Origin of the sequence: Bacteroides sp., from assembly GCF_028690125.1 — a bacterium.
GTDB lineage: Bacteria > Bacteroidota > Bacteroidia > Bacteroidales > Bacteroidaceae > Bacteroides.
The window spans coordinates 44,763-67,739 of record NZ_JAQVBV010000020.1; the positions used below are offsets into that span (position 1 = coordinate 44,763).

Genomic DNA, 22,977 nt, shown 5'->3' on the forward strand with positions numbered 1-22,977 from the left:
CATAAATGTCTTTAATAATAATAGCACAGATTTTTCATTTAAAATCTGTGCTATTATTATTTTATCGTATATATTTGTAGCCAAAAGTAACAAAATGAACCATCATAAAATTCGTATTCAACCATTTTTTTTATTACTTATCAGTCTTTTATCTCTTACCGCAGCTTGCAAAAAGAAGGATATGTCGCTCAAACTGAACAAACCGCGCAACATTCACGGTGTCATTAGCTATAAACGTTCTTTTCCTGATTTGAATGACACACATCTGTCTGTTGCTAAAGCAATCGGCATCCGTCCATTAGAAGACCGTGAAGAGGCTGAAAATATGAAAGAACAATTAATTCATATTACCGATAATAAATTTTATAGAGTAGACTCACTGACGCACTCTATCCCTTATCTTATTCCCCGTGCAAGCGAGTTGCTTGATACGATCGGTTCCATTTTTCTTGATTCGCTAACTGCAAAAGGTTTAAACCCCAATCAAGTGGTAGTGACGTCTGTACTCCGTACAAATAATGATGTGAAGCGCCTACGCCACCGTAATGGAAATGCTTCTGAAAACTCGGCACATTGCTTTGGGGCTACTTTTGATGTTAGTTGGAAACGTTTCAAAAAAGTAGAAGATGAAAACGGTCGCCCCTTACAAGATGTTAGTGCAGACACATTGAAACTTGTTCTGTCCGAGGTGCTGAGAGATCTACGAAAAGCTAATAAATGCTATATTAAATATGAATTAAAACAAGGATGTTTTCATATCACCGCAAGATGAGTATAAATTGAAGTAAAATTCACCTCTAAACAGCCGGAGAATCCAAAACGTTTCATTAAATTTGCAGAAATTTTTCTTTAATACGATCCAATGATAGAGAAACTGATTGTTCTTGAGGATATTGACCCGGTTATTTTTTATGGCGTAAACAATGCCAACATACAGTTAATTAAAACTTTATATCCGAAGCTTCGTATTGTCGCCCGCGGCAATGTTATCAAAGTATTGGGTGATGAAGAGGAAATGTGTGCCTTTGAAGAAAATATCACCAAACTAGAGAAATATTGTGCTGAATATAATTCGCTGAAAGAGGAAGTCATCATCGACATAATCAAAGGCAATGCCCCACAATCAGAACAAAATGGAAGCGTGATCGTTTTCAGTGTTACAGGTAAGCCAATTATCCCCCGAAGTGAGAATCAATTGAAATTGGTAGAAGGTTTTGCCAAGAATGATATGGTATTTGCTATCGGTCCGGCAGGCTCAGGAAAGACGTACACTGCTATTGCACTTGCTGTACGTGCCCTGAAAAACAAAGAAATTAAAAAAATCATTCTTAGTCGTCCTGCTGTAGAAGCGGGAGAAAAACTGGGTTTCCTACCCGGTGATATGAAGGATAAAATAGATCCGTATCTGCAGCCGCTTTATGACGCATTACAAGATATGATACCTGCTGCCAAATTGAAAGAATACATGGATTTGAATGTCATCCAGATCGCACCATTAGCTTTTATGCGTGGACGCACGTTGAATGATGCAGTTGTCATACTGGATGAAGCACAAAATACTACTGCACAGCAAATTAAAATGTTCCTTACCCGTATGGGAATGAACACAAAGATGATTGTAACCGGAGATATGACACAAATTGACCTCCCCAGCTCACAAACATCCGGATTAGTCCAGGCACTACGTATTTTGAAAGGAGTAAAAGGGATTAGCTTTGTTGAACTGAATAAAAAAGATATTGTACGCCACAAATTGGTAGAACGTATTGTGGATGCTTATGACAAATTCGATAAAGAAGTGAAAGCTGAACGGGAGAGACGAAAAAGTGAGCAGTTGGTTATCAACGGCGAACGTCAGATCAAACAAGCCAGTGAATGAGTGGTACAGCAAATTGTAACTTGTAATTTTTATTATATAAAATGATGAAAGCATTAACAAAAACAGATTTCAACTTTCCGGGACAGAAAAGCGTGTACCACGGAAAAGTGCGTGATGTGTACAACATCAACGGTGAAAAACTCGTCATGGTAGCAACTGACCGTATTTCGGCCTTTGACGTAGTATTGCCTGAAGGTATTCCTTACAAGGGGCAAATGCTGAACCAAATTGCAGCTAAATTTCTCGATGCCACTACTGACATCTGTCCCAACTGGAAACTAGCTACGCCGGATCCAATGGTTACTGTCGGTGTGTTGTGCGAAGGTTTTCCGGTAGAAATGATCGTACGCGGTTATTTGTGCGGCAGCGCTTGGCGTACCTATAAAAGTGGTGTACGTGAAATCTGCGGTGTGAAATTGCCGGACGGAATGCGTGAAAACCAAAAATTCCCGGAACCAATTGTAACCCCAACTACTAAAGCTGAAATGGGCCTTCATGATGAAGATATCTCTAAAGAAGAAATCTTAAAGCAAGGTCTGGCTACACCGGAAGAATATGCTATTCTTGAAAAATACACATTAGCACTTTTCAAACGCGGAACTGAGATTGCTGCTGAACGTGGTTTGATCCTTGTAGATACTAAATATGAATTCGGTAAACACAATGGTACTATCTACCTGATGGATGAGATTCATACTCCGGATTCCAGCCGTTATTTCTATTCAGAAGGCTATCAGGAACGTTTCGAAAAAGGTGAACCTCAGAAACAGCTTTCAAAAGAATTCGTTCGTGAATGGCTAATGGAGAATGGCTTCCAAGGCAAAGATGGACAAAATGTACCTGAAATGACTCCGACTATTGTACAGAGCATCAGTGACCGCTACATTGAATTGTTCGAGAATATCACCGGTGAGAAATTTGTAAAAGAGGATACCACCAACATTGCTGAACGTATCGAAAAGAATGTAATGAATTTCTTAAAAAAATAAGAATGGATTACCCACAGCAACATATCAAACCCTACAATAAAGAAGGCAAGAAAGCCGAGCAAGTGGAACGAATGTTTGACAATATCGCTCATGCCTACGACAAACTGAATCATACCTTATCTTTAGGTATCGACCGCAGTTGGCGTCGTAAAGCAATTGCTTGGCTCCGCCCTTTCCGACCGCAACGTATCATGGACGTCGCAACCGGAACAGGAGATTTTGCTATCCTTGCTTGTCATGAATTGCAATCTGTCGAACTGATCGGCACGGACATTTCGGAAGGTATGATGAATGTGGGTCGTGAAAAAGTTAAGAAGGAAGGTCTCTCGGACAAAATATCTTTTGCCCGGGAGGACTGTACTTCTCTCTCATTTGCCGACAACAGTTTTGACGCTATCACTGTAGCTTTTGGTATACGCAACTTTGAAGACCTAGACAAAGGACTTTCGGAAATGTGCCGAGTACTGAATCCGGGTGGACATCTTGTTATTTTGGAATTGACTACTCCGGATCGTTTTCCGATGAAGCAATTATTCTCTATTTACTCCAAAGTTGTCATCCCATTGCTTGGCAAATTGCTCTCCAAAGACAACAGTGCCTATCATTATCTGCCGGATACTATCAAAGCATTTCCTCAAGGGGAAGTCATGAAAGGAGTCATCACCAAAGCCGGTTTCAGCGAAGTGAATTTCCGACGATTAACCTTTGGCATCTGCACACTTTATACGGCTACTAAATAAATCAAACATGAGTAATCAATTTAACTCTTTCATGTTATGGAAAAATACGGTTTAATCGGCTATCCCTTGAAACATTCATTTTCAATCGGCTACTTTAATGAGAAGTTCAAATCAGAAGGTATCAATGCTGAATATGAAAATTTTGAGATTCCCAGCATTAATGACTTTATGGAGATCATTGAAGAAAATCCGAATTTGTATGGACTCAACGTTACCATTCCTTATAAAGAGCAAGTGATTCCTTTCTTGGACGAACTAGATCCTGATGCCGCTAAGATTGGTGCTGTGAATGTAATCAAGATTATTCGCCAACAGAAAGGTAAAGTTAAATTAATCGGTTATAACTCCGATATTATCGGATTTACTCAATCTATACAGCCATTACTACAGCCTCATCACAAAAAAGCTTTGATTCTTGGTACAGGCGGAGCTTCCAAAGCAGTTTACCGTGGGCTACTGAATCTAGGTATAGAATGTCTATTTGTATCGCGCACTCATAAAGCAGAAGGTATGCTGACCTATGAAGAGCTAACTCCCGAAATCATAGCAGAATATACTGTAATTGTCAATTGTACTCCATTAGGTATGTATCCTAAAGTGGATTATTGTCCAAATATTCCTTATGATCAATTGACTCCGAACCATTTACTTTACGATTTGTTGTATAATCCGAATATTACTCTCTTCATGAAAAAAGGAGAAGAACAGGGTGCTGTCACTAAAAACGGATTGGAGATGCTATTGCTACAAGCATTTGCCGCTTGGGAAATTTGGCATAAGTAAGGCCTCTTTAGGTTCCTCTTTCAAGGAGAAAGAGATAGTAGTAAAAGGATTTTAGCTTATGAGAAAGTTTATTTATATCATTATCGTTGTTCTGTTGGTTCTTACCGGCTGCACTATCGGAGGAAGTTTTTATATGCTTAACTTCTCTTTAACTCCGAATGCTAAGATTTTATCTAAAAATGCAGACTCTTATCCTTTTATGTACAAAAACTATCCTTTCCTCCATGGTTGGGTAGACAGCCTTAGGCAGGTAGATGCACTGAAAGATACTTTCATTATCAATCCGGAAGGAAGGCAGTTACACGCTTATTATGTTGCCGCTCCGCAAGCTACTGGTAAAACAGCTGTTATCGTGCATGGATATACGGACAATGCCATCCGTATGTTTATGATTGGTTATTTATATAATAGGGATTTAGCGTTCAATATTCTGCTCCCTGATCTACAACATCAAGGTGAAAGCGAGGGACCTGCCATTCAAATGGGTTGGAAAGACCGCTTTGATGTGTTACAATGGATGAACATTGCAAACCATATTTTCGGGGACAGTACACAAATGGTAGTACATGGTATATCTATGGGAGCCGCCACTACTATGATGGTATCAGGTGAAAAACAGCAACCTTTCGTGAAATGTTTTGTGGAAGATTGTGGCTACACCAGTGTTTGGGATGAGTTTTCACACGAATTAAAATCTACATTCCATCTTCCCCCTTTCCCAGTGATGCACACTACCAGTTGGCTGTGCGAAAAAAAATATGGTTGGAATTTCAAAGAGGCCTCTTCTTTAAAACAAGTGGCAAAGTGTGAGTTACCGATGTTTTTTATCCACGGAGACAAGGATAATTATGTACCAACATGGATGGTTTATCCGCTTTACGAAGCCAAACCGGAACCTAAAGTATTGTGGATTGTTCCGGGAGCAACTCATGCTGTTTCGTACAAAGAGAATAAAAAGGAATATACCGAGAAGATCCGTGAATTTGTGGGGCGATATATTCATTAAACCTATTATAACAAGGAGTTTGAAATTCGTAACGGAAAAAGTTTATATATTTGCAGAAGTAAAACAACTGTTATGAAATCAATATTTACACTGTTATTTATCACTTTTCTGCTGACACCCTTACAAGCTCAAGAAAAAGTATATACAGTAGATAATCTTCCGAAAGTGCATCTACAAAATAAAATGCAATATGTTTGCAATCCGACGGGGATACTTTCACAAGCATCTTGCGACTCAATAGACGCGATGCTTTACGCTTTGGAGCAACAAACCGGAATTGAAACGGTAGTTGCTGTTGTCCCCTCAATAGGAGAAGAATCTTGTTTCGATTTCTGCGATCAACTACTAAATAAGTGGGGAGTAGGTAAAAAAGATAAGGACAACGGATTGGTCATTTTATTAGTGACAGATCAACGTTGTATTCAATTTTATACCGGCTACGGATTGGAAGGCGTACTTCCGGATGCTATTTGCAAAAGAATTCAGACCCGTTATATGATTCCATATTTAAAAGATGGGAATTGGGATGCGGGAATGGTAGCTGGAATAAAAGCTACTTGCCAGCGACTGGATGGTTCAATGGAAAACGATTCTATTTCTGAACCGGAAGGAAGCGGTTCAAGTGATATGATTATCGCTATTATTTGTTTTATTGCTTTTGGTATTGGAGCAGCTTTCTATGCCTCATGGAATCAGAGCCGTTGTCCCAAATGCGGTAAACACAAGTTGCAAAGAAGTAGCAGCCGACCTATTTCAAATATAAATGGCGTCAAGACAGAAGAAGTCATTTATACTTGTAGAAATTGTGGTCATACAGTTAAACGGCAACAGCAAAGTTACGATGACAACTACCGCCACAGAGGAGGTGGCGGAGGTGGTCCTTTTGTAGGAGGGCTTGGCGGAGGAAGAGGATTTGGCGGTGGCTTCGGAGGCGGAGGTGGTTTCGGTGGAGGAAGCTTTGGCGGAGGCTCTGGCGGCGGAGGCGGTGCCGGTTCACGATTCTGATTATAGAAAAATAAATTTAAACTCAATCAATAGAAAATCTGATTTTCAAACTTAATAAAAGCAAGAAACATGAAAAAGTCAATTATTATCATTTTAGCCATTGTGGCAATCATTGTGATCTGGGCAGTCAGTGCATATAATGGTCTGGTGACAATGGAAGAAAATGTAAACGGTCAATGGGCAAATGTAGAAACTCAATACCAACGTCGTGCAGACTTGATTCCGAATCTGGTAAATACAGTGAAAGGGTATGCTTCCCATGAAAAAGAAACACTGGAAGGGGTAGTTGAAGCGCGTAGCAAAGCCACGCAAATCAAAGTGGATGCTACTGACCTTACTCCGGAAAAATTAGCTGAATACCAGAAAGCACAAGGTGCAGTTACATCAGCTTTGGGCAAATTACTTGCAATCACGGAGAATTATCCGGATTTGAAAGCTAATCAAAACTTTCTGGAATTACAAGCACAATTGGAAGGTACGGAAAACCGTATCAATGTAGCACGTAAAAACTTCAATGATGCAGCACAAGCTTATAATACCAATATTCGCCGTTTCCCTAAAAACATTTTTGCAGGAATGTTCGGATTTGATAAAAAAGCCTATTTCCAAGCAGAAGAAGGAAGCGAAAAAGCTCCGAAAGTTGAGTTCTAAGACAGATATTTTCTAATAAACATTCACTCATTGCCTAAAACAGTTTTCGTATTTTCTTGAATGCGAAAACTGTTTTAGGCAATGCCATTTATATAAAGATAGTTGGCTGTACGAAAAAAAAGCCGTACTTTTGCAGGCGTATACAAAATTCTATAACTCATGAGTAATCAACGATACATGATGCGAGGCGTTAGCGCATCAAAAGAAGATGTTCACAACGCCATCAAAAACATAGACAAAGGTATTTTCCCACAAGCATTTTGTAAAATCATCCCTGATATTTTAGGTGGTGATCCGGAATATTGCAATATTATGCACGCTGACGGTGCAGGAACCAAATCCTCATTAGCTTATATGTATTGGAAAGAGACGGGCGATCTCTCCGTTTGGAAAGGTATTGCACAGGATGCGCTAATTATGAACATTGACGACTTACTTTGTGTAGGTGCCGTAGATAATATCCTCGTTTCTTCTACTATCGGTCGTAATAAATTATTGATTCCGGGTGAAGTAATTTCCGCTATTATCAACGGAACCGACGAGCTGTTGGCCGAACTCCGGGAAATGGGTGTAGGCGTATATGCTACTGGTGGTGAAACTGCTGATGTTGGCGATTTGGTACGTACTATCATCGTTGATTCAACTGTTACTTGTCGCATGAAGCGTTCGGATGTTATTAACAATGCAAATATCCGCCCCGGCGATGTGATTGTTGGTTTAGCTTCTTATGGACAAGCAACTTATGAAAAAGAATATAATGGTGGTATGGGTAGCAACGGTCTGACGAGTGCCCGTCATGACGTATTCGGCAAATACCTTGCTGAAAAATATCCGGAAAGCTATGATGCTGCCGTACCTAAAGAACTAGTATATTCCGGTAACCTAGAACTGACCGATGAAGTGGAAAATTCTCCTATTGATGCAGGAAAGCTAGTTCTCTCTCCTACCCGTACTTATGCGCCGGTAGTAAAGAAATTACTCGATGCTCTTCGTCCGGAAATACACGGTATGGTACACTGCTCCGGTGGCGCGCAAACTAAAGTACTTCACTTTGTTGAAAAAGTCCGTGTTATCAAAGATAATTTATTCCCTGTTCCTCCGTTGTTTAAGACAATTCAGGAACAAAGCGGTACGGATTGGGCAGAAATGTACAAGGTATTCAATATGGGACACCGTCTCGAAGTTTACTTATCACAGGAACGTGCAGCAGAAGTGATTGCTATTTCTGAATCATTCGGTATTCCGGCACAGATTGTAGGTCGTATCGAAGCATGTGATCAGACAGAGTTAATCATTAAGAGCGAATTCGGGGAATTTCAGTATTAATATGAAGCATATTTGTAAATATATTGTATTCATATACTGCTTTCTATCTCTCTATTCATGTGAGATTAAGACGACAGATCCAAACCAAAGTTATAAATTCTGGACAGGTGACGAAGTAAAACCCGATTCCTTTCAGGTATTGAAAGGACAATATTGGAAGTCAGCGCATTTCACCAATGAATACATTGCATATTTCAAAATCAAATCAATCAAGAATTGGGATGATTATCTCAAGAAAAAACTATTCCAGGTAGATAGTATTGTAAATGACAGTATCAAACAAATATTATCAAAACCTGTAATACCATCAGATGCCCCCGAATGGTTTAAATTAGAAGATGATTTCGTTCAATATACAATTGATACAATTCCTGACGTGTTTAATCAGAACTTATATTTTTTAGATAAAAAGGAAAATATCTGGTATATATATGAGATACAATTATAAATAACAGATATACAAAGGATAAAAAATGGCAGATAACAGTACCATATTAGAAAAATTGGACGGACTTGTAGCCCGTTTTGAAGAAATATCTACTCTTATTACCGACCCGTCAGTCATTGCCGACCAAAAACGCTATGTCAAACTGACAAAGGAATATAAGGATTTAGATGATTTGATGAAAGCCCGCAAGGAATATATCCAATTGCTTGGGAATATCGAAGAGGCTAAAAATATTCTGGCAACCGAGTCTGACAACGAAATGCGCGAGATGGCAAAAGAAGAAATGGACAATAGCCAGAACCGTCTTCCACAATTAGAGGAAGAGATCAAACTGATGCTTGTTCCTGCCGATCCTCAAGACAGCAGAAATGCAATTCTTGAGATTCGTGGTGGAACAGGTGGTGATGAAGCTGCTATTTTTGCGGGTGACCTTTTTCGAATGTACGCCAAATACTTCGAAACCAAAGGCTGGAAAATGGAAGTCTCCAGTGCCAATGAAGGAGCAGCAGGTGGATACAAAGAAATAATCTGCAGCGTTACAGGAGACAGTGTTTATGGAACATTGAAATATGAATCGGGGGTTCACCGTGTACAACGTGTACCAGCTACGGAGACTCAAGGACGTGTGCATACTTCTGCAGCTTCTGTTGCCATACTTCCCGAAGCTGAAGAATTTGATGTGGTTATCAACGAAGGTGAAATCAAATGGGACACTTTCCGAAGTGGTGGTGCAGGCGGGCAGAATGTCAATAAAGTAGAATCCGGCGTACGTTTACGGTATATTTGGAAGAATCCGAATACAGGAATAGCCGAAGAAATCCTAATCGAATGTACTGAAACACGTGACCAGCCGAAGAATAAAGAACGCGCTCTGGCAAGACTTCGTACCTTCATCTACGATAAAGAACATCAAAAATACATTGATGACATTGCATCCAAACGAAAAACAATGGTTTCTACCGGTGACCGTTCCGCCAAAATACGTACATACAACTATCCACAAGGACGTATTACTGACCATCGCATCAACTATACAATTTATAATCTGGCAGCTTTCATGGATGGAGATATTCAGGCTTGTATCGACCACCTGATTGTAGCAGAAAATGCAGAACGTCTGAAAGAAAGTGAACTTTAAAATTATAAAATAAAAATGAATAAACAACAGTTATTTGAAAACATAAAGCGCAAGAAATCATTCCTTTGCGTAGGATTGGATACGGATATCAAAAAGATTCCTGAACATCTGCTGAGTGAGGAAGATCCGATCTTTGTTTTCAACAAGGCAATTATCGATGCAACAGCTGATATGTGTATCGCTTATAAGCCAAATCTGGCTTTCTATGAAAGCATGGGTGTAAAAGGTTGGATTGCTTTCGAAAAAACAGTACAATATATTAAAGATAACTATCCTGACCAGTTCATTATTGCTGATGCAAAGCGTGGTGACATCGGAAATACTTCTGCCATGTATGCCCGTACTTTTTTCGAAGAACTAAATATTGATTCTGTAACAGTAGCTCCTTATATGGGAGAAGATAGTGTTACTCCATTCCTTAGTTATGAAGGGAAATGGGTAATTCTGCTAGCATTAACTTCCAACAAAGGCTCTCATGATTTTCAACTGACAGAAGACGTGAATGGCGAACGTCTGTTTGAAAAAGTATTGCGCAAATCACAAGAATGGGCCGGTGATGATCGTATGATGTATGTAGTAGGTGCTACTCAGGGATGTGCTTTCGAGGATATTCGTAAGATTGTTCCTAATCATTTTTTATTGGTTCCTGGCGTTGGTGCTCAAGGTGGTTCACTCGAAGAAGTGTGCAAATATGGTATGAACAGTACTTGTGGACTGATTGTTAATTCTTCCCGTGGTATTATCTACGTAGATAAAACAGAAAAGTTTGCAGAAGCTGCCCGCAAAGCTGCACAGGAAGTACAGGCACAAATGGCTGAACAACTAAAAGCGATTCTCTAAAGAAAACGAATGCCTTACGAAAGAAAGATAATCAATGACCCGGTATTCGGGTTTATCAATATTCCAAAGGGGTTGTTGTATGATATCGTACGACATCCCCTTTTACAGCGTCTTACTCGTATCAAACAAGTAGGACTCTCTTCTGTTGTATACCCCGGAGCACAACATACCCGGTTTCAGCATTCTTTAGGTGCTTTTTACCTGATGAGTGAAGCAATTACACAATTAGCTTCTAAAGGGAACTTCATCTTCGATAGTGAAGCGGAGGCTGTACAAGCTGCTATCCTGTTACATGATATCGGACATGGTCCTTTCTCGCACGTACTGGAAGATACCATCGTCAAAGGGGTTTCTCATGAGGAAATTTCTCTTATGCTTATGGAACGGATGAACAAGGATATGAACGGACAACTTAGCCTTGCGATTCAAATATTCAAGGATGAATACCCGAAACGCTTCTTGCATCAGCTTGTCAGTGGTCAGTTGGATATGGACAGACTTGATTATCTTCGTCGGGATAGTTTTTATACAGGCGTTACTGAAGGTAATATTGGTTCAGCGCGTATTATAAAAATGCTTGATGTAGCAGATGACCGGTTGGTTATTGAATCCAAAGGAATTTATTCCATTGAGAACTTTCTTACAGCACGCCGCCTGATGTATTGGCAAGTATACCTGCACAAGACTTCGGTAGCCTATGAACGAATGCTCATTAGTACACTGCTTCGTGCAAAGGAACTTGCTTCCGAAGGAATGGATTTGTTTGCTTCACCCGCATTACATTTTTTCTTATATAATGACATTAATCATGAAGAGTTTTATAATAATCCAGAATGTCTGGAGCAATTTATCCAACTTGATGACAACGATATCTGGACCGCATTGAAAGTATGGAGTACTCACTCCGACAAAGTTTTATCAATGCTGAGTCTGGGAATGATTAATCGCAACATTTTTAAAGTGGAAATTTCGTCCGAACGCATTGGAGAAGACAGGAAAAAAGAATTAATTATGCAAATCAGCCAACAACTGGACATACCCCTTTCCGAAGCGAACTATTTTGTCTCTACCCCAAGCATCGAAAAGAATATGTACGACTCGGCCGATGACAGTATTGATATTATTTATAAGGACGGCTCTATCAAAAATATTGCTGAAGCATCAGATATGTTAAATATCTCTTTGCTATCCAAAAAGGTAAAGAAATACTATCTTTGCTATCAGAGATTGCATACATAAGTATAAAATATTCATTTAATAGTACGGAAATCTAAAAAAAAAATCCGTTATTTGTGAACTAATTAAAATTGAAAAAAAGACATGGAGTTCTCGGCTAAGCAAATTGCAGCATTTATCCAAGGGGAAATCGTAGGAGATGAAAATGCAACGGTACACACATTCGCCAAGATTGAGGAGGGAATGCCCGGAGCTATTTCTTTCCTATCAAACCCTAAATATACACCTTATATCTATGATACACAATCCAGCATTGTACTGGTAAACAAGGATTTTGTTCCCGAACAAAAAATCAAAACGACTCTTATAAAAGTAGACAATGCTTATGAAAGCCTTGCAAAGTTGCTTAATCTCTACGAAATGAGCAAACCTAAAAAGCAGGGGGTCAATTCATTGGCTTTTGTTGCACCTAGTGCTAAAATCGGAGAGAACGTATATATCGGTGCTTTTGCATACATTGGTGAAAATGCCATTATTGGAGATGATACCCAGATTTATCCACATACTTTCATTGGAGACGGCGTGAAGATAGGTAATAACTGTCTGCTCTATTCTAATGTGAATGTTTATCACGATTGCCGCATCGGCAACGAATGTATTTTGCATTCAGGTGCAGTAATCGGTGCTGACGGTTTTGGTTTTGCTCCTACTCAGAATGGTTATGACAAAATACCGCAAATAGGTATTGTCATTCTGGAAGATAAAGTAGATATAGGTGCTAATACTTGCGTAGACCGTGCTACAATGGGAGCTACAGTAATACATAGTGGTGTCAAAATAGATAATCTTGTGCAAATTGCACATAATGATGAAATTGGTTCTCACACAGTTATGGCAGCTCAAGCAGGTATTGCCGGTTCAGCCAAAATTGGAGAGTGGTGTATGTTTGGCGGACAAGTAGGTATTGCCGGACATATCAAGATAGGTGACCGTGTTAATTTGGGAGCCCAATCCGGTGTACCAAGCAGTATAAAATCGGGCAGTGTACTCATCGGAACACCTCCTATGGAACCAAAACAATACTTTAAAGCCGCTGTTATAACAAAAAAATTGCCGGAAATGTACATAGAACTGAATAACTTGCGCAAGGAATTAGAAGAATTAAAACAACAACTATTAAATAAGTAACCAATGCTGAAACAAAAAACGCTGAAAGATAGCTTTTCACTGAGCGGGAAAGGTCTTCACACTGGACTTGATCTCACTGTTACATTCAATCCTGCTCCGGACAATCATGGATACAAAATCCAGCGCATTGACCAGGCAGGACAACCGACTATCGATGCAGTAGCCGACAACGTTACAGAAACGACCCGTGGTACTGTGTTGTCAAAAAATGGAGTCAAGGTAAGCACTATAGAACATGGTATGGCAGCCCTTTATGCATTGGGCATTGATAACTGTCTCATCCAGGTAAATGGTCCGGAATTTCCGATTTTAGATGGTAGTGCACAATATTATGTACAAGAAATAGAGCGTGTAGGAACTGAGGAACAAAGTGCTGTTAAAGACTTTTATATCATCAAATCGAAAATAGAATTCCGGGATGAAGAAACGGGTTCTTCCATCATTGTACTACCAGACGAGAATTTTAGTTTAAACGTGTTGGTTTCGTATGATTCAATGATTATTCCAAATCAATTTGCTACGCTTGAAGATATGAACAAGTTTAAAGACGAAGTGGCTGCCAGCCGTACATTCGTCTTTGTTCGCGAAATAGAACCTCTTCTTGCCGCAGGTTTGATCAAAGGTGGTGACTTAGATAATGCGATTGTTATCTATGAGCGCAAAATGTCACAGGAAAATTACGACAAGTTGGCTGATATCATGGGAGTACCTCACATGGATGCTAACCAACTAGGCTATATCAATCACAAACCATTAGTTTGGGCAAATGAGTGTGCCCGTCATAAACTGTTGGATGTCATTGGCGACCTTGCTCTGATCGGCAAGCCGATTAAAGGTCGTATTATCGCTACTCGTCCCGGACATACAATCAATAATAAGTTCGCCCGTCAGATGAGAAAAGAGATCCGTCTACACGAGATTCAGGCCCCGACATATGACTGTAATCTTGAACCGGTTATGGACGTAAATCGTATCCGCGAATTATTGCCACACCGTTATCCTTTCCAGTTAGTGGATAAAGTGATTGAAATCGGTGCAAACTACATTATAGGTGTTAAGAATGTTACAGGCAATGAGCCCTTCTTTCAAGGGCATTTCCCCCAAGAACCTGTCATGCCGGGAGTTCTCCAGGTTGAAGCAATGGCACAAACTGGTGGCCTGCTTGTATTAAACTCAGTAGATGACCCGGAACGGTACTCTACCTACTTTATGAAAATAGACGGAGTGAAATTTCGGCAAAAAGTAGTTCCCGGAGATACATTGGTTTTCCGTGTAGAACTACTTGCTCCAATCCGTCGAGGCATCTCTACAATGAAAGGATATGCTTTCGTTGGTGAGAAAGTAGTTTGTGAAGCGGAATTCATGGCACAAATAGTAAAAAATAAGTAATTCATAATTCAGAATTTAAGATGATAAGTCCCTTAGCGTATATTCATCCCGAAGCAAAGATCGGGGAAAACGTAGAAATTGCGCCCTTTGTATTTATTGATAAAAACGTGGTAATTGGCGATAACAATAAAATTATGGCTAATACCAATATCTTATATGGGTCACGCATTGGTAACGGAAACACAATTTTTCCGGGTGCTGTTATCGGCGCTATTCCTCAAGACTTGAAATTTCAGGGAGAAGAAACTACAGCAGAAATAGGAGATAATAACCTGATTCGTGAAAATGTAACGATCAACCGTGGTACAGCTGCTAAAGGACGTACAATTGTTGGTAGCAATAACTTGCTGATGGAAGGTATGCACGTTGCTCATGATGCATTAATCGGCAACGGTTGCATTATTGGTAATTCTACCAAAATGGCAGGTGAAATTGTAATTGATGATAATGCTATTATTAGCGCTAATGTACTAATGCATCAATTCTGCCATGTAGGTAGTTATGTGATGATTCAGGGAGGATGTCGTTTCAGCAAAGACATTCCTCCATATATAATTGCAGGACGTGAACCCATCGCTTTCTGCGGAATCAACATTATTGGCCTGCGTCGTCGCGGATTTACCAATGAATTGATTGAAAGTATTCACAATGCCTATCGTATTATCTATCAAAGTGGTTTGAATACCACAGATGCCTTGAATAAAATCGAAGATGAATTTGAGAAGAGTCCTGAAATTGACTATATTATTGATTTCATCCGCAACTCAGAACGTGGAATTATAAAATAAAACAGTTCAAAATAGTCATATTATGATATACAGATTTACTATCATATCTGATGAAATTGACGATTTTGTCAGAGAAATACAAATTGATCCGGAAGCTACATTTTTTGACTTCCATGAAGCAATACTGAAATCAGTAGGTTATGCTAATGACCAGATGACTTCTTTCTTCATTTGCGATGAAGATTGGGAAAAAGAAAAAGAAGTGACTTTGGAAGAGATGGATGATAATCCTGAAATGGATAGTTGGGTAATGAAAGAAACTGCTATCAATGAATTGGTAGAAGATGAGAAACAAAAACTGCTCTACATATTCGACTATATGACAGAACGTTGTTTCTTTATTGAATTAACCGAAATCATTACTGGAAAAGATATGGATGGTGCGAAATGTACTATGAAAACCGGTAATGCTCCCAAACAAATAGTAGATTTTGAAGAAATGGCTGCCACCAGTGGTTCGCTTGATTTGGACGAGAACTTCTATGGTGATCAGGATTTTGATATGGAAGATTTTGATCAGGAAGGTTTCGACATAGGTGGCGACACAAGTAGTCCTTATGAGGAAGAAAAAATTTAATTAATGCTTAATGGAGAATTGATTATAGAAAATTACTATATAGATCACTGTATAGCTATTATTCATGATCAATACTCCATTATCATTGTTCAGTAATTCTATGCCCATTCTCATTGTATTAATCGGTCCCACCGGAGTAGGAAAAACAGAACTTAGCTTACGGCTCGCAGAACACTATCACACGAGCATTGTCTCTGCCGATTCCAGGCAGTTATATGCTGAACTTCAAATAGGTACCGCAGCTCCTACGCCTAACCAACTTAAACGCGTAACTCATTATTTGGTGGGTACGCTTCATCTTACCGATTATTATAGTGCCGCTCAATATGAAGCGGAAGCTATGGAGATTTTAAATCAATTATTTACTCAACAAGAAGTTGTAGTTCTTACTGGCGGCTCAATGATGTATGTAGATGCTATCTGTAAGGGAATTGACGATATACCTACAGTAGACGTAGATACACGTCAGCTAATGTTGAAGAAATATGAGGAAGAAGGTCTTGATCAACTATGTAGAGAGTTACGTTTGTTAGACCCGGAATATTATCGTATTGTAGACTTAAAAAATCCCAAACGAGTGATCCATGCTTTGGAAATCTGCTATATGACAGGGAAAACGTATACTTCCTTCCGTACCCAACAAAAAAAACAGCGTCCTTTCCGTATTCTAAAAATCGGGCTAACTCGTGACCGTGAAGAACTTTATGACCGTATTAACCGACGTGTTGATTTGATGATGGAAGATGGATTATTGAAAGAAGTAAAGTCTGTACTACCTTATCGCCATCTCAACTCACTTAATACAGTAGGCTACAAAGAATTATTTAATTATCTGGATGGTGAATGGGAATTACCTTTTGCTATTGAGAAAATCAAGCAAAATTCACGTATCTATTCTCGCAAACAAATGACTTGGTTTAAACGAGATAAAGAAATATGTTGGTTCCATCCGAAACAAGAAACGGAGATACTTGAGTACCTCCGTCTAGAAATTGGGTATTAGTGCTTCAATGAATCTACTCTAATTAAATTCTTAATAGTATATCTAAAATTTCCCTTTATTTATCAGAAACCTTTTTTCTTATTGTATCTTTCTCACCGATTAATAATGTAATGAGAACTACTCCATCCTTTCCTTTTTCACCATAAATAGAAGTAGCGGATTCATCTTTCAAAATAGAAATAGAGCTTATACTATCTATAGGTATCTCCGACAATTCAACTTGGGAAACTTCTTTATTATCGACTATAAAAAGAGGTTCTTTGTCTACTGATACCAAAGAAGCTACTTGCTTAGGATCAAGATTCTTTCCTTTACCACTCCGAAAAGAATTCATTTTATTCAATACATTCGCCACATGAGCATTTTCTTTTTTCAGAGCATTTATGGGCTTCTGATTAGCAATTGATTGTATTAACCAAACACCATCTTTACCCTTCTCTCCATATAATTCAAGTGCCACTTTATCTTGTAACACCGTAATACTTGCTATACTATCTTTTGAAATTTTAGACAATAGATCATCTCCCACTATCTCTTTTCCATCAATGATAATCAATGGCTTTTTACCATTCATTTTATTTATTATAGGATCATATAACACACACGATTCGTCACTGATTACAAGCGAATCAACTGAATAAGCTAAAGGCATATGTGATGGAAAAGCAGCAATTTTTTGTTTTAGTGTATCCTTATTACTGCTTATTTTCTCCACTTTTGTTTCAATAATTGTAGCTAAATCATTAACTTTGACGGCAGAAATCTCTTCTATTTTTTCTGAGATTTCAGGACGGGCAAAAGCTGTCACTGCAAAGGCAGCCAACGGAAGTACATATATATACTTCAAATATGCCCATGGACTTGATTTTTCTTTTAACATCATAGTGATACGTTTTTTAAGTTTACTGTGATTAAAGCTGTTGGCCATAGAGTAGAGCCTTGTGCCGACAGCTTTTCTTATTAGCAATAATTGATATTCTTTTACATCTATTCCTTCTTTAATAACTGTATCATCGGCTTCATATTCATGAATATTCTGAAGTTCCTGTTTCAACAGCCATGCACCGGGGTTGAACCATTGGAAAAAGACACAAGCATCGACTAAAAATAAATCTATTGAATGCCGATTATGTAAATGAGCCATTTCGTGAATAAGAATTGTTTCACCATCCTCTTCCCAATCCTTTTGAGAGATAACAATATACTTCATCCAACTAAAAGGAGCAATCTTCCGTTCATGGATAATTAAGATGATCCCTCTTTCCAGTTTTTTCCGTTTTCCTGATTTAATCAATAACAATAAACGTGATAAAGAATACAGATTACGACATATAAAAAACAAGATTCCAATCAAATAGACAAATAATAATATTTGTGTCCAAGTTATAGAAGTATCCTCCGGTTGCGTAGTTATTACCTTAATTGAATGCATACTCTCTGTTGTCACCAGAAATTGCTCAATTGATTGCATCGCTTGATGTACCTCCATCTGCTGATTCGTCGTTAGTTCTATCAAAGGAATTGACAGAGACAAAAATAATATCCCTAATAATGCCACTCGGTTAAATCGATAAAATGTTTCCCGACTTAATAATAGACTATAAAACAAATAAAATAATGACAGACAGATTGCCGACTTCAGAACATAAATAAAGAATACTCCCATAAAATAACCTAATAAATAAATTATATTATTATTTTGTACTTTTCTTAGAAGACTTGAGCGTATTGATAATTATCACCCCATTGCTACCTTTTTCTCCATATACCTCAATAGCTCTTTTATTTTTAAGAACAGAAAAATCCGATATTTGGTCAATTGGAACATCTCTCAAATTTGGCACTTCTTTCCCATCCACAATAATCAAAGCTGCATTTTTAGCCTGAGTAGCATGCCACTCTGCATCATGAGGACCACCTATCACAAATTCTTCTTTTTCTGTAGGTTCAAAAGGACCAACTTTAACTCCTATTGGCTTCGATAATTCTTTTTTGCCAAGATATTCTTTAGACGTATAAAGTGTTATTTCCAAGACTCCACATTTTCCTTTATCACCATATTTTTTAATTGCATATTCACCTGCATCAGTTCCACTCAGACTTTTAATGTACTGGGGATCCAATGCATTCGCAATTGATAAATTAACTTCCTTTCCATCCAAAAGAATCAATGGTGTCTTACCTTCAGGAACATTTTCGAGTCCTACTGCCAGACCAGCCTTCTCGAAATAGAAACTCATTTTCTTCATACCTTCTCTCACCAGCTCTTGCGACCCTACAACAAATATAGCATGCGTTTTTGCTGTATCCGAGGAGTTTACAGCACTTGTTCCCTTTTGCTGTTTACTAACAGCTAAACTTCTCGCTTGAACATCCTTTTTTACTGTATCCTTAAGAATTGCTTGTACCTCAGGAACATTCCCTATTTCGGTAAAGCTCATTAAATCATTAACTTTAATTACAGAAGTCTCTTTAGTTCTTTCTGAGATTTCCGGACAAGCAAAAGTTGTCACTGCAACAACCGTCAATGGAAGTACATAAATATACTTCAAATATGCCCATCGGCTTGATTTTTTTTTCAACATCATACTAATACGTTTTTTAAGTTTACCATGATTAAAACTATTGACCATAGAATAGAGCCTTGTACCAACAGCTTTCTTTATTAATAGTAATTGATATTCCTTCGCATTTACTCCTTCTTTAATCACTGTTTCGTCTGCTTCATACTCATGGATATTTTGTAATTCCTGCTTCAACAACCAAGCACCAGGATTGAACCATTGAAAAATGATACAAATATCAGCTATCAACAAATCCCATGAATGACCGTTATGTATATGAGCCTTTTCGTGAATTAAAATTTCCCGTCCATTTTCTTCCAGATCCTTACGGGAAATCACAATATATTTTATCCAACTAAATGGTGAAATTATTCGCTCATGAATTACTAATACAGTTCCATCTTCAGATCTTTTATATTCTCCGGACTTAAGCAGCGACAGTAATTGCAACAAAGAGTAAATATTGCGGAAAAAGTAAAACAAAACACCTACCAGATAAATAAATAATATAAGTTGCAGCCAAGATATTGTAACAGTTTCAGGTGATACCTTTTCCGTACTCATAGCATCACCATTCTCCATTGCAAAGGTGCTTATTCTGTCCGATCGATAATTACTTCCTGTTGGAACAACTGATGGTACCTTCTTCACTTCCATTCCTTCCGGCATCGTTAATACCTGTTCAATAAACTGCAATGCTTGATAGACTTCTGTCTGTTGTTTGGTCGTTACTTCCACAAAAGGAATCAAAGAAGACAAAAGTAATATTCCCAATAATGCAATTCTATTGAACTGATGAAATGTCTCTTTACTCAGCAATAACCGATAAAACAGATAAAGCAGAGACAAGCAAACCGCCGATTTCAAGATGTAAATGAAGAAGGTATCCATAGATTATTTAACTTGAGCGATTTTTTTCCGAAATTCACTCCAATATGTCGGATTCTTTTTAGATATAATTACAAAAATTCCATTTTCAGCCCTCTCGCCAAATACTGTCCTTAGATTAGTAGTACCTGATAAAACTTCATTAGTAATTAAGACATCAGCTTCTGAAAGCTCTTTAAATTGTTGATAAGAAATTTCTTTGCCATCCAATAAAATAAGTTGCTCTTTATAGTTAAAACTTTCCCGATAAACTTTAAAGAAATCATCTACCTTATAAACAGCTGTACTAAATTCTGAAGAAGTAGAATATCCTACCGCATGATCATTACTAATCTCACCTAAAGGTTTTAACAAACTTTGTTTAACTTGTTCTGTAAAATTATTCAAAGTTTCCGGTGTCCACGGAACTGTAGAAGATAAGTGCAGTTCTCCTTTGTGATTTCCACTTCCCACTAATCTAGCTTTTTCACATACACCATTTCCACGACAAGAAGTAATGTAATAATTCCAATTCTCTTTATTATCTGATAAGGACAATTCTTGCAAATCCAATTTTAAGATTTGCACAGTATCAGATTCCGCATAACTTTTCAATACAATAATTTTTCCAGAATTCAATGTGTCATTAGACAATACATCTTCATAAACTGTATCATCATACATTTCATTCATATTCACACTTTCTCTTTCCAGTAAATTAGGACGTGCAAACAATGCTACAGTAGTAGCCATAATTGGAAGCACAGCGAAATATTTCAAAAGCTTCCGTGAATTTGATCTTTCTTTTAGCATCATAGTAATACGTTTTTTAAGTGAATTATGAGAAAGGTTATTGGCCATAGAGTAGAGCCTTGTGCCAACAGCCTTTTTTATCAATAAAAGTTGATAGTTTTTCATATCAATCCCTTCTTTTAAAACCGATTCATCCGCTTCATATTCATGTATAGCTTTTAGTTCACTTTTAAACAGCCACACCATCGGATTAAACCATTGAAACAGACAGCAGATATCTACCAATAGTAAATCAAAATAGTGTTTGTGATCAATATGCGCTTGTTCATGAGCCAAAATTTCAGTTCCATATTCATCCAGGTCTTGCTGCGAAAGAACAATATATTTTCCCCAACTGAATGGTGCTATATTTTGTTGATGAACAGCTAAATGAATGTCATCTTTCCATAGCCTTTTTTCACTTCTTCGAATCAAACGATATATACATATTATCGATCCTATATAGCGAGAAATCCCAAACAATATTCCTAAACAATATAGAATCCACAAGTTATTGACAGTAAATATACGAGTAAATAAATCTGCATTTTCCATTTCTACAGGAGGCAGTAGTATTTCAGCAACAGATGCTTTTCCAGTGACCGTAAGTGGTTTTTCAACTTCAACAACCTGAGTATTCAGTTGTCTAAAAACTTGTTCTATCTTATATATGGATACATTATGCGATACTTGTAAAGTAGGTATTATAAAAGCAGTCAATAAAAGCCCTAATAAAAGAAACCGATTAAATTTATAAAACGTTTCTTTACTCAACCATAATCTATAACAAAGATAAAAAATTGAGAGGCAGAAAGCTGATTTCAATATGTAGGCATAAAATGAGATTTCCATAGTATTTCTTTATTTAACTGTAAGTCTCCTATTTTCTTTGATGACCTTTTTCTACTTCATTGATCAGTTGCTTTAATTCTTCCAATGAAATATTCTCCTCTTTGACAAGTGAAGAAACTGCACTTAAATAAGAGTTATTGAAATACTTGTTTATCACATTACGTAATGTACCCTTCCGGAAATCTTCTTCAGTGACAACTGCATAATACTGATAAGTATTACCAAATATGTGATGAGCCAAAAAACCTTTTTCTTCTAACCCACGCACAATAGTAGAAAGCGTATTAAAATGCGGTTTAGGTTCTTCATAAAACGCCAACATTTCTTTCACGAACAAAGGACCTTTTTCCCAAAAAAAGCCCATGATTTCTTCTTCTTTAGCTGTTAATCCTTTCATATTTGCAACTTTATTTGATGCAAATAACGAGAGTTTTTAGTTCATAAACTAATTTTTATAGTTAAAGTAAACTAAAGAATATAGTTCATGAAAATAATACCAATAACAAATCACATAAATACTATTGAGAGACTTGATAAGAAGCCTTTAACCTTATATCACTTTTACAATAATAGACATTAGTAGAAATAGAAAAAAGAGAGCACACTATAAGAACAAGAAACATTATTAATAATTGCAGATCAATCGTCTCATGACCACAATTTATCAATAATAAAATGCACAACAAAAAACAAATCTCCGATAAATACAAATCCGAATATCAGAAAAGTAAAACAAGTACTCCAACGGGCCTTTACTCCTTCTTCCCCACTTTTTATACGAAGCAAGGAGCTATGCAAACAATCACCTGCAATAAACAATACAAATAAACTGGGAATTAGATCCCCCCATGAAACTAACCATAAATTATCGCCTTTCCCCATCAGGAATGTCAATGCTACTGCCAACAGAAAGACAGAAGCATATTGCAAATCTTTTCTTTTTGAATTCATAGCGGTCATTATTTAAAGTACCTTT

Annotated in this window: 23 protein-coding genes; 18 read left to right on the top strand and 5 right to left on the bottom strand. The window is 37.7% G+C overall.

Annotated features, from left to right (window positions below):
* The first annotated feature begins 94 nt into the window (after nucleotides 1-94).
* From PHO71_RS13920 to miaA, 18 genes are all read left to right on the top strand, one after another.
* Nucleotides 95-772, top strand: a complete 678-nt coding sequence (locus PHO71_RS13920) for a DUF5715 family protein (protein WP_300204354.1) — start codon at nucleotides 95-97, stop codon at nucleotides 770-772.
* A gap of 90 nt (nucleotides 773-862) precedes the next feature.
* The gene (locus PHO71_RS13925) at nucleotides 863-1,879 is read left to right on the top strand and encodes a PhoH family protein (protein WP_300204356.1); all 1,017 of its coding nucleotides are present in this window, start codon (nucleotides 863-865) and stop codon (nucleotides 1,877-1,879) included.
* A gap of 44 nt (nucleotides 1,880-1,923) precedes the next feature.
* The gene (locus tag PHO71_RS13930; protein WP_300204464.1) at nucleotides 1,924-2,868 is read left to right on the top strand and encodes a phosphoribosylaminoimidazolesuccinocarboxamide synthase; all 945 of its coding nucleotides are present in this window, start codon (nucleotides 1,924-1,926) and stop codon (nucleotides 2,866-2,868) included.
* Between the two features lie 2 nt (nucleotides 2,869-2,870).
* Nucleotides 2,871-3,608 carry a bifunctional demethylmenaquinone methyltransferase/2-methoxy-6-polyprenyl-1,4-benzoquinol methylase UbiE gene (gene ubiE, locus PHO71_RS13935; protein WP_300204358.1) on the top strand — a complete coding sequence of 246 codons (738 nt, stop codon included), beginning with the start codon at nucleotides 2,871-2,873 and terminating at the stop codon, nucleotides 3,606-3,608.
* Between the two features lie 36 nt (nucleotides 3,609-3,644).
* Complete coding sequence (locus PHO71_RS13940; RefSeq protein WP_300204361.1) at nucleotides 3,645-4,391, top strand: shikimate dehydrogenase; 747 nt, start codon at nucleotides 3,645-3,647, stop codon at nucleotides 4,389-4,391.
* A gap of 58 nt (nucleotides 4,392-4,449) precedes the next feature.
* A complete protein-coding gene (locus PHO71_RS13945; RefSeq protein ID WP_300204363.1) occupies nucleotides 4,450-5,397 on the top strand; it encodes an alpha/beta hydrolase in 948 nt (315 codons plus the stop codon).
* 72 nt (nucleotides 5,398-5,469) lie between these two features.
* Nucleotides 5,470-6,402 carry a YgcG family protein gene (locus PHO71_RS13950; RefSeq protein ID WP_300204366.1) on the top strand — a complete coding sequence of 311 codons (933 nt, stop codon included), beginning with the start codon at nucleotides 5,470-5,472 and terminating at the stop codon, nucleotides 6,400-6,402.
* A 69-nt stretch (nucleotides 6,403-6,471) separates the two neighbouring features.
* Nucleotides 6,472-7,053, top strand: a complete 582-nt coding sequence (locus PHO71_RS13955) for a LemA family protein (protein ID WP_300204369.1) — start codon at nucleotides 6,472-6,474, stop codon at nucleotides 7,051-7,053.
* Between the two features lie 159 nt (nucleotides 7,054-7,212).
* Nucleotides 7,213-8,379, top strand: coding sequence for an AIR synthase related protein (locus PHO71_RS13960; RefSeq protein WP_300204371.1), 1,167 nt, complete (start codon nucleotides 7,213-7,215; stop codon nucleotides 8,377-8,379).
* Between the two features lies 1 nt (nucleotide 8,380).
* Nucleotides 8,381-8,827 carry a hypothetical protein gene (locus PHO71_RS13965; protein ID WP_300204374.1) on the top strand — a complete coding sequence of 149 codons (447 nt, stop codon included), beginning with the start codon at nucleotides 8,381-8,383 and terminating at the stop codon, nucleotides 8,825-8,827.
* A 25-nt stretch (nucleotides 8,828-8,852) separates the two neighbouring features.
* Nucleotides 8,853-9,965, top strand: coding sequence for a peptide chain release factor 1 (gene prfA, locus PHO71_RS13970; RefSeq protein ID WP_300204376.1), 1,113 nt, complete (start codon nucleotides 8,853-8,855; stop codon nucleotides 9,963-9,965).
* Nucleotides 9,966-9,980: 15 nt separating this feature from the next.
* Entirely contained in the window at nucleotides 9,981-10,805 is an 825-nt protein-coding gene (pyrF, locus tag PHO71_RS13975; RefSeq protein WP_300204379.1) for an orotidine-5'-phosphate decarboxylase, read from the top strand.
* Between the two features lie 9 nt (nucleotides 10,806-10,814).
* Nucleotides 10,815-12,044, top strand: coding sequence for an HD domain-containing protein (locus PHO71_RS13980; RefSeq protein WP_300204382.1), 1,230 nt, complete (start codon nucleotides 10,815-10,817; stop codon nucleotides 12,042-12,044).
* Nucleotides 12,045-12,125: 81 nt separating this feature from the next.
* Nucleotides 12,126-13,169, top strand: coding sequence for a UDP-3-O-(3-hydroxymyristoyl)glucosamine N-acyltransferase (gene lpxD / locus PHO71_RS13985; protein ID WP_300204385.1), 1,044 nt, complete (start codon nucleotides 12,126-12,128; stop codon nucleotides 13,167-13,169).
* A 3-nt stretch (nucleotides 13,170-13,172) separates the two neighbouring features.
* Complete coding sequence (locus tag PHO71_RS13990; RefSeq protein WP_300204388.1) at nucleotides 13,173-14,558, top strand: bifunctional UDP-3-O-[3-hydroxymyristoyl] N-acetylglucosamine deacetylase/3-hydroxyacyl-ACP dehydratase; 1,386 nt, start codon at nucleotides 13,173-13,175, stop codon at nucleotides 14,556-14,558.
* Between the two features lie 20 nt (nucleotides 14,559-14,578).
* The gene (gene lpxA, locus PHO71_RS13995) at nucleotides 14,579-15,346 is read left to right on the top strand and encodes an acyl-ACP--UDP-N-acetylglucosamine O-acyltransferase (protein WP_300204390.1); all 768 of its coding nucleotides are present in this window, start codon (nucleotides 14,579-14,581) and stop codon (nucleotides 15,344-15,346) included.
* A gap of 22 nt (nucleotides 15,347-15,368) precedes the next feature.
* Nucleotides 15,369-15,923, top strand: a complete 555-nt coding sequence (locus PHO71_RS14000; protein ID WP_300204393.1) for a hypothetical protein — start codon at nucleotides 15,369-15,371, stop codon at nucleotides 15,921-15,923.
* Between the two features lie 100 nt (nucleotides 15,924-16,023).
* Nucleotides 16,024-16,926 (top strand): tRNA (adenosine(37)-N6)-dimethylallyltransferase MiaA, encoded by a 903-nt coding sequence (miaA, locus tag PHO71_RS14005; protein ID WP_300204467.1) that lies wholly within the window; start codon nucleotides 16,024-16,026, stop codon nucleotides 16,924-16,926.
* Between the two features lie 55 nt (nucleotides 16,927-16,981).
* On the opposite strand, the gene PHO71_RS14010 is transcribed toward miaA, so the two are convergent.
* From PHO71_RS14010 to PHO71_RS14030, 5 genes are all read right to left on the bottom strand, one after another.
* Nucleotides 16,982-18,592, bottom strand: coding sequence for a M56 family metallopeptidase (locus tag PHO71_RS14010; RefSeq protein WP_300204396.1), 1,611 nt, complete (start codon nucleotides 18,590-18,592; stop codon nucleotides 16,982-16,984).
* Nucleotides 18,593-18,620: 28 nt separating this feature from the next.
* The gene (locus PHO71_RS14015; protein WP_300204399.1) at nucleotides 18,621-20,381 is read right to left on the bottom strand and encodes a M56 family metallopeptidase; all 1,761 of its coding nucleotides are present in this window, start codon (nucleotides 20,379-20,381) and stop codon (nucleotides 18,621-18,623) included.
* 3 nt (nucleotides 20,382-20,384) lie between these two features.
* Complete coding sequence (locus PHO71_RS14020) at nucleotides 20,385-22,001, bottom strand: M56 family metallopeptidase (protein WP_300204401.1); 1,617 nt, start codon at nucleotides 21,999-22,001, stop codon at nucleotides 20,385-20,387.
* Nucleotides 22,002-22,029: 28 nt separating this feature from the next.
* Nucleotides 22,030-22,398, bottom strand: a complete 369-nt coding sequence (locus tag PHO71_RS14025) for a BlaI/MecI/CopY family transcriptional regulator (protein WP_300204403.1) — start codon at nucleotides 22,396-22,398, stop codon at nucleotides 22,030-22,032.
* 251 nt (nucleotides 22,399-22,649) lie between these two features.
* A complete protein-coding gene (locus PHO71_RS14030; RefSeq protein WP_300204405.1) occupies nucleotides 22,650-22,952 on the bottom strand; it encodes a hypothetical protein in 303 nt (100 codons plus the stop codon).
* Nucleotides 22,953-22,977 lie beyond the last annotated feature (25 nt).

Bases quoted from the DNA above. Each gene is read 5' to 3' on its own strand.
- PHO71_RS13920 (WP_300204354.1), top strand. From the start codon at position 95: ATGAACCATCATAAAATTCGTATTCAACCATTTTTTTTATTACTTATC.
- PHO71_RS13925 (WP_300204356.1), top strand. From the start codon at position 863: ATGATAGAGAAACTGATTGTTCTTGAGGATATTGACCCGGTTATTTTT.
- PHO71_RS13930 (WP_300204464.1), top strand. From the start codon at position 1,924: ATGAAAGCATTAACAAAAACAGATTTCAACTTTCCGGGACAGAAAAGC.
- ubiE (WP_300204358.1), top strand. From the start codon at position 2,871: ATGGATTACCCACAGCAACATATCAAACCCTACAATAAAGAAGGCAAG.
- PHO71_RS13940 (WP_300204361.1), top strand. From the start codon at position 3,645: ATGGAAAAATACGGTTTAATCGGCTATCCCTTGAAACATTCATTTTCA.
- PHO71_RS13945 (WP_300204363.1), top strand. From the start codon at position 4,450: ATGAGAAAGTTTATTTATATCATTATCGTTGTTCTGTTGGTTCTTACC.
- PHO71_RS13950 (WP_300204366.1), top strand. From the start codon at position 5,470: ATGAAATCAATATTTACACTGTTATTTATCACTTTTCTGCTGACACCC.
- PHO71_RS13955 (WP_300204369.1), top strand. From the start codon at position 6,472: ATGAAAAAGTCAATTATTATCATTTTAGCCATTGTGGCAATCATTGTG.
- PHO71_RS13960 (WP_300204371.1), top strand. From the start codon at position 7,213: ATGAGTAATCAACGATACATGATGCGAGGCGTTAGCGCATCAAAAGAA.
- PHO71_RS13965 (WP_300204374.1), top strand. From the start codon at position 8,381: ATGAAGCATATTTGTAAATATATTGTATTCATATACTGCTTTCTATCT.
- prfA (WP_300204376.1), top strand. From the start codon at position 8,853: ATGGCAGATAACAGTACCATATTAGAAAAATTGGACGGACTTGTAGCC.
- pyrF (WP_300204379.1), top strand. From the start codon at position 9,981: ATGAATAAACAACAGTTATTTGAAAACATAAAGCGCAAGAAATCATTC.
- PHO71_RS13980 (WP_300204382.1), top strand. From the start codon at position 10,815: ATGCCTTACGAAAGAAAGATAATCAATGACCCGGTATTCGGGTTTATC.
- lpxD (WP_300204385.1), top strand. From the start codon at position 12,126: ATGGAGTTCTCGGCTAAGCAAATTGCAGCATTTATCCAAGGGGAAATC.
- PHO71_RS13990 (WP_300204388.1), top strand. From the start codon at position 13,173: ATGCTGAAACAAAAAACGCTGAAAGATAGCTTTTCACTGAGCGGGAAA.
- lpxA (WP_300204390.1), top strand. From the start codon at position 14,579: ATGATAAGTCCCTTAGCGTATATTCATCCCGAAGCAAAGATCGGGGAA.
- PHO71_RS14000 (WP_300204393.1), top strand. From the start codon at position 15,369: ATGATATACAGATTTACTATCATATCTGATGAAATTGACGATTTTGTC.
- miaA (WP_300204467.1), top strand. From the start codon at position 16,024: ATGCCCATTCTCATTGTATTAATCGGTCCCACCGGAGTAGGAAAAACA.
- PHO71_RS14010 (WP_300204396.1), bottom strand. From the start codon at position 18,592: ATGGGAGTATTCTTTATTTATGTTCTGAAGTCGGCAATCTGTCTGTCA.
- PHO71_RS14015 (WP_300204399.1), bottom strand. From the start codon at position 20,381: ATGGATACCTTCTTCATTTACATCTTGAAATCGGCGGTTTGCTTGTCT.
- PHO71_RS14020 (WP_300204401.1), bottom strand. From the start codon at position 22,001: ATGGAAATCTCATTTTATGCCTACATATTGAAATCAGCTTTCTGCCTC.
- PHO71_RS14025 (WP_300204403.1), bottom strand. From the start codon at position 22,398: ATGAAAGGATTAACAGCTAAAGAAGAAGAAATCATGGGCTTTTTTTGG.
- PHO71_RS14030 (WP_300204405.1), bottom strand. From the start codon at position 22,952: ATGAATTCAAAAAGAAAAGATTTGCAATATGCTTCTGTCTTTCTGTTG.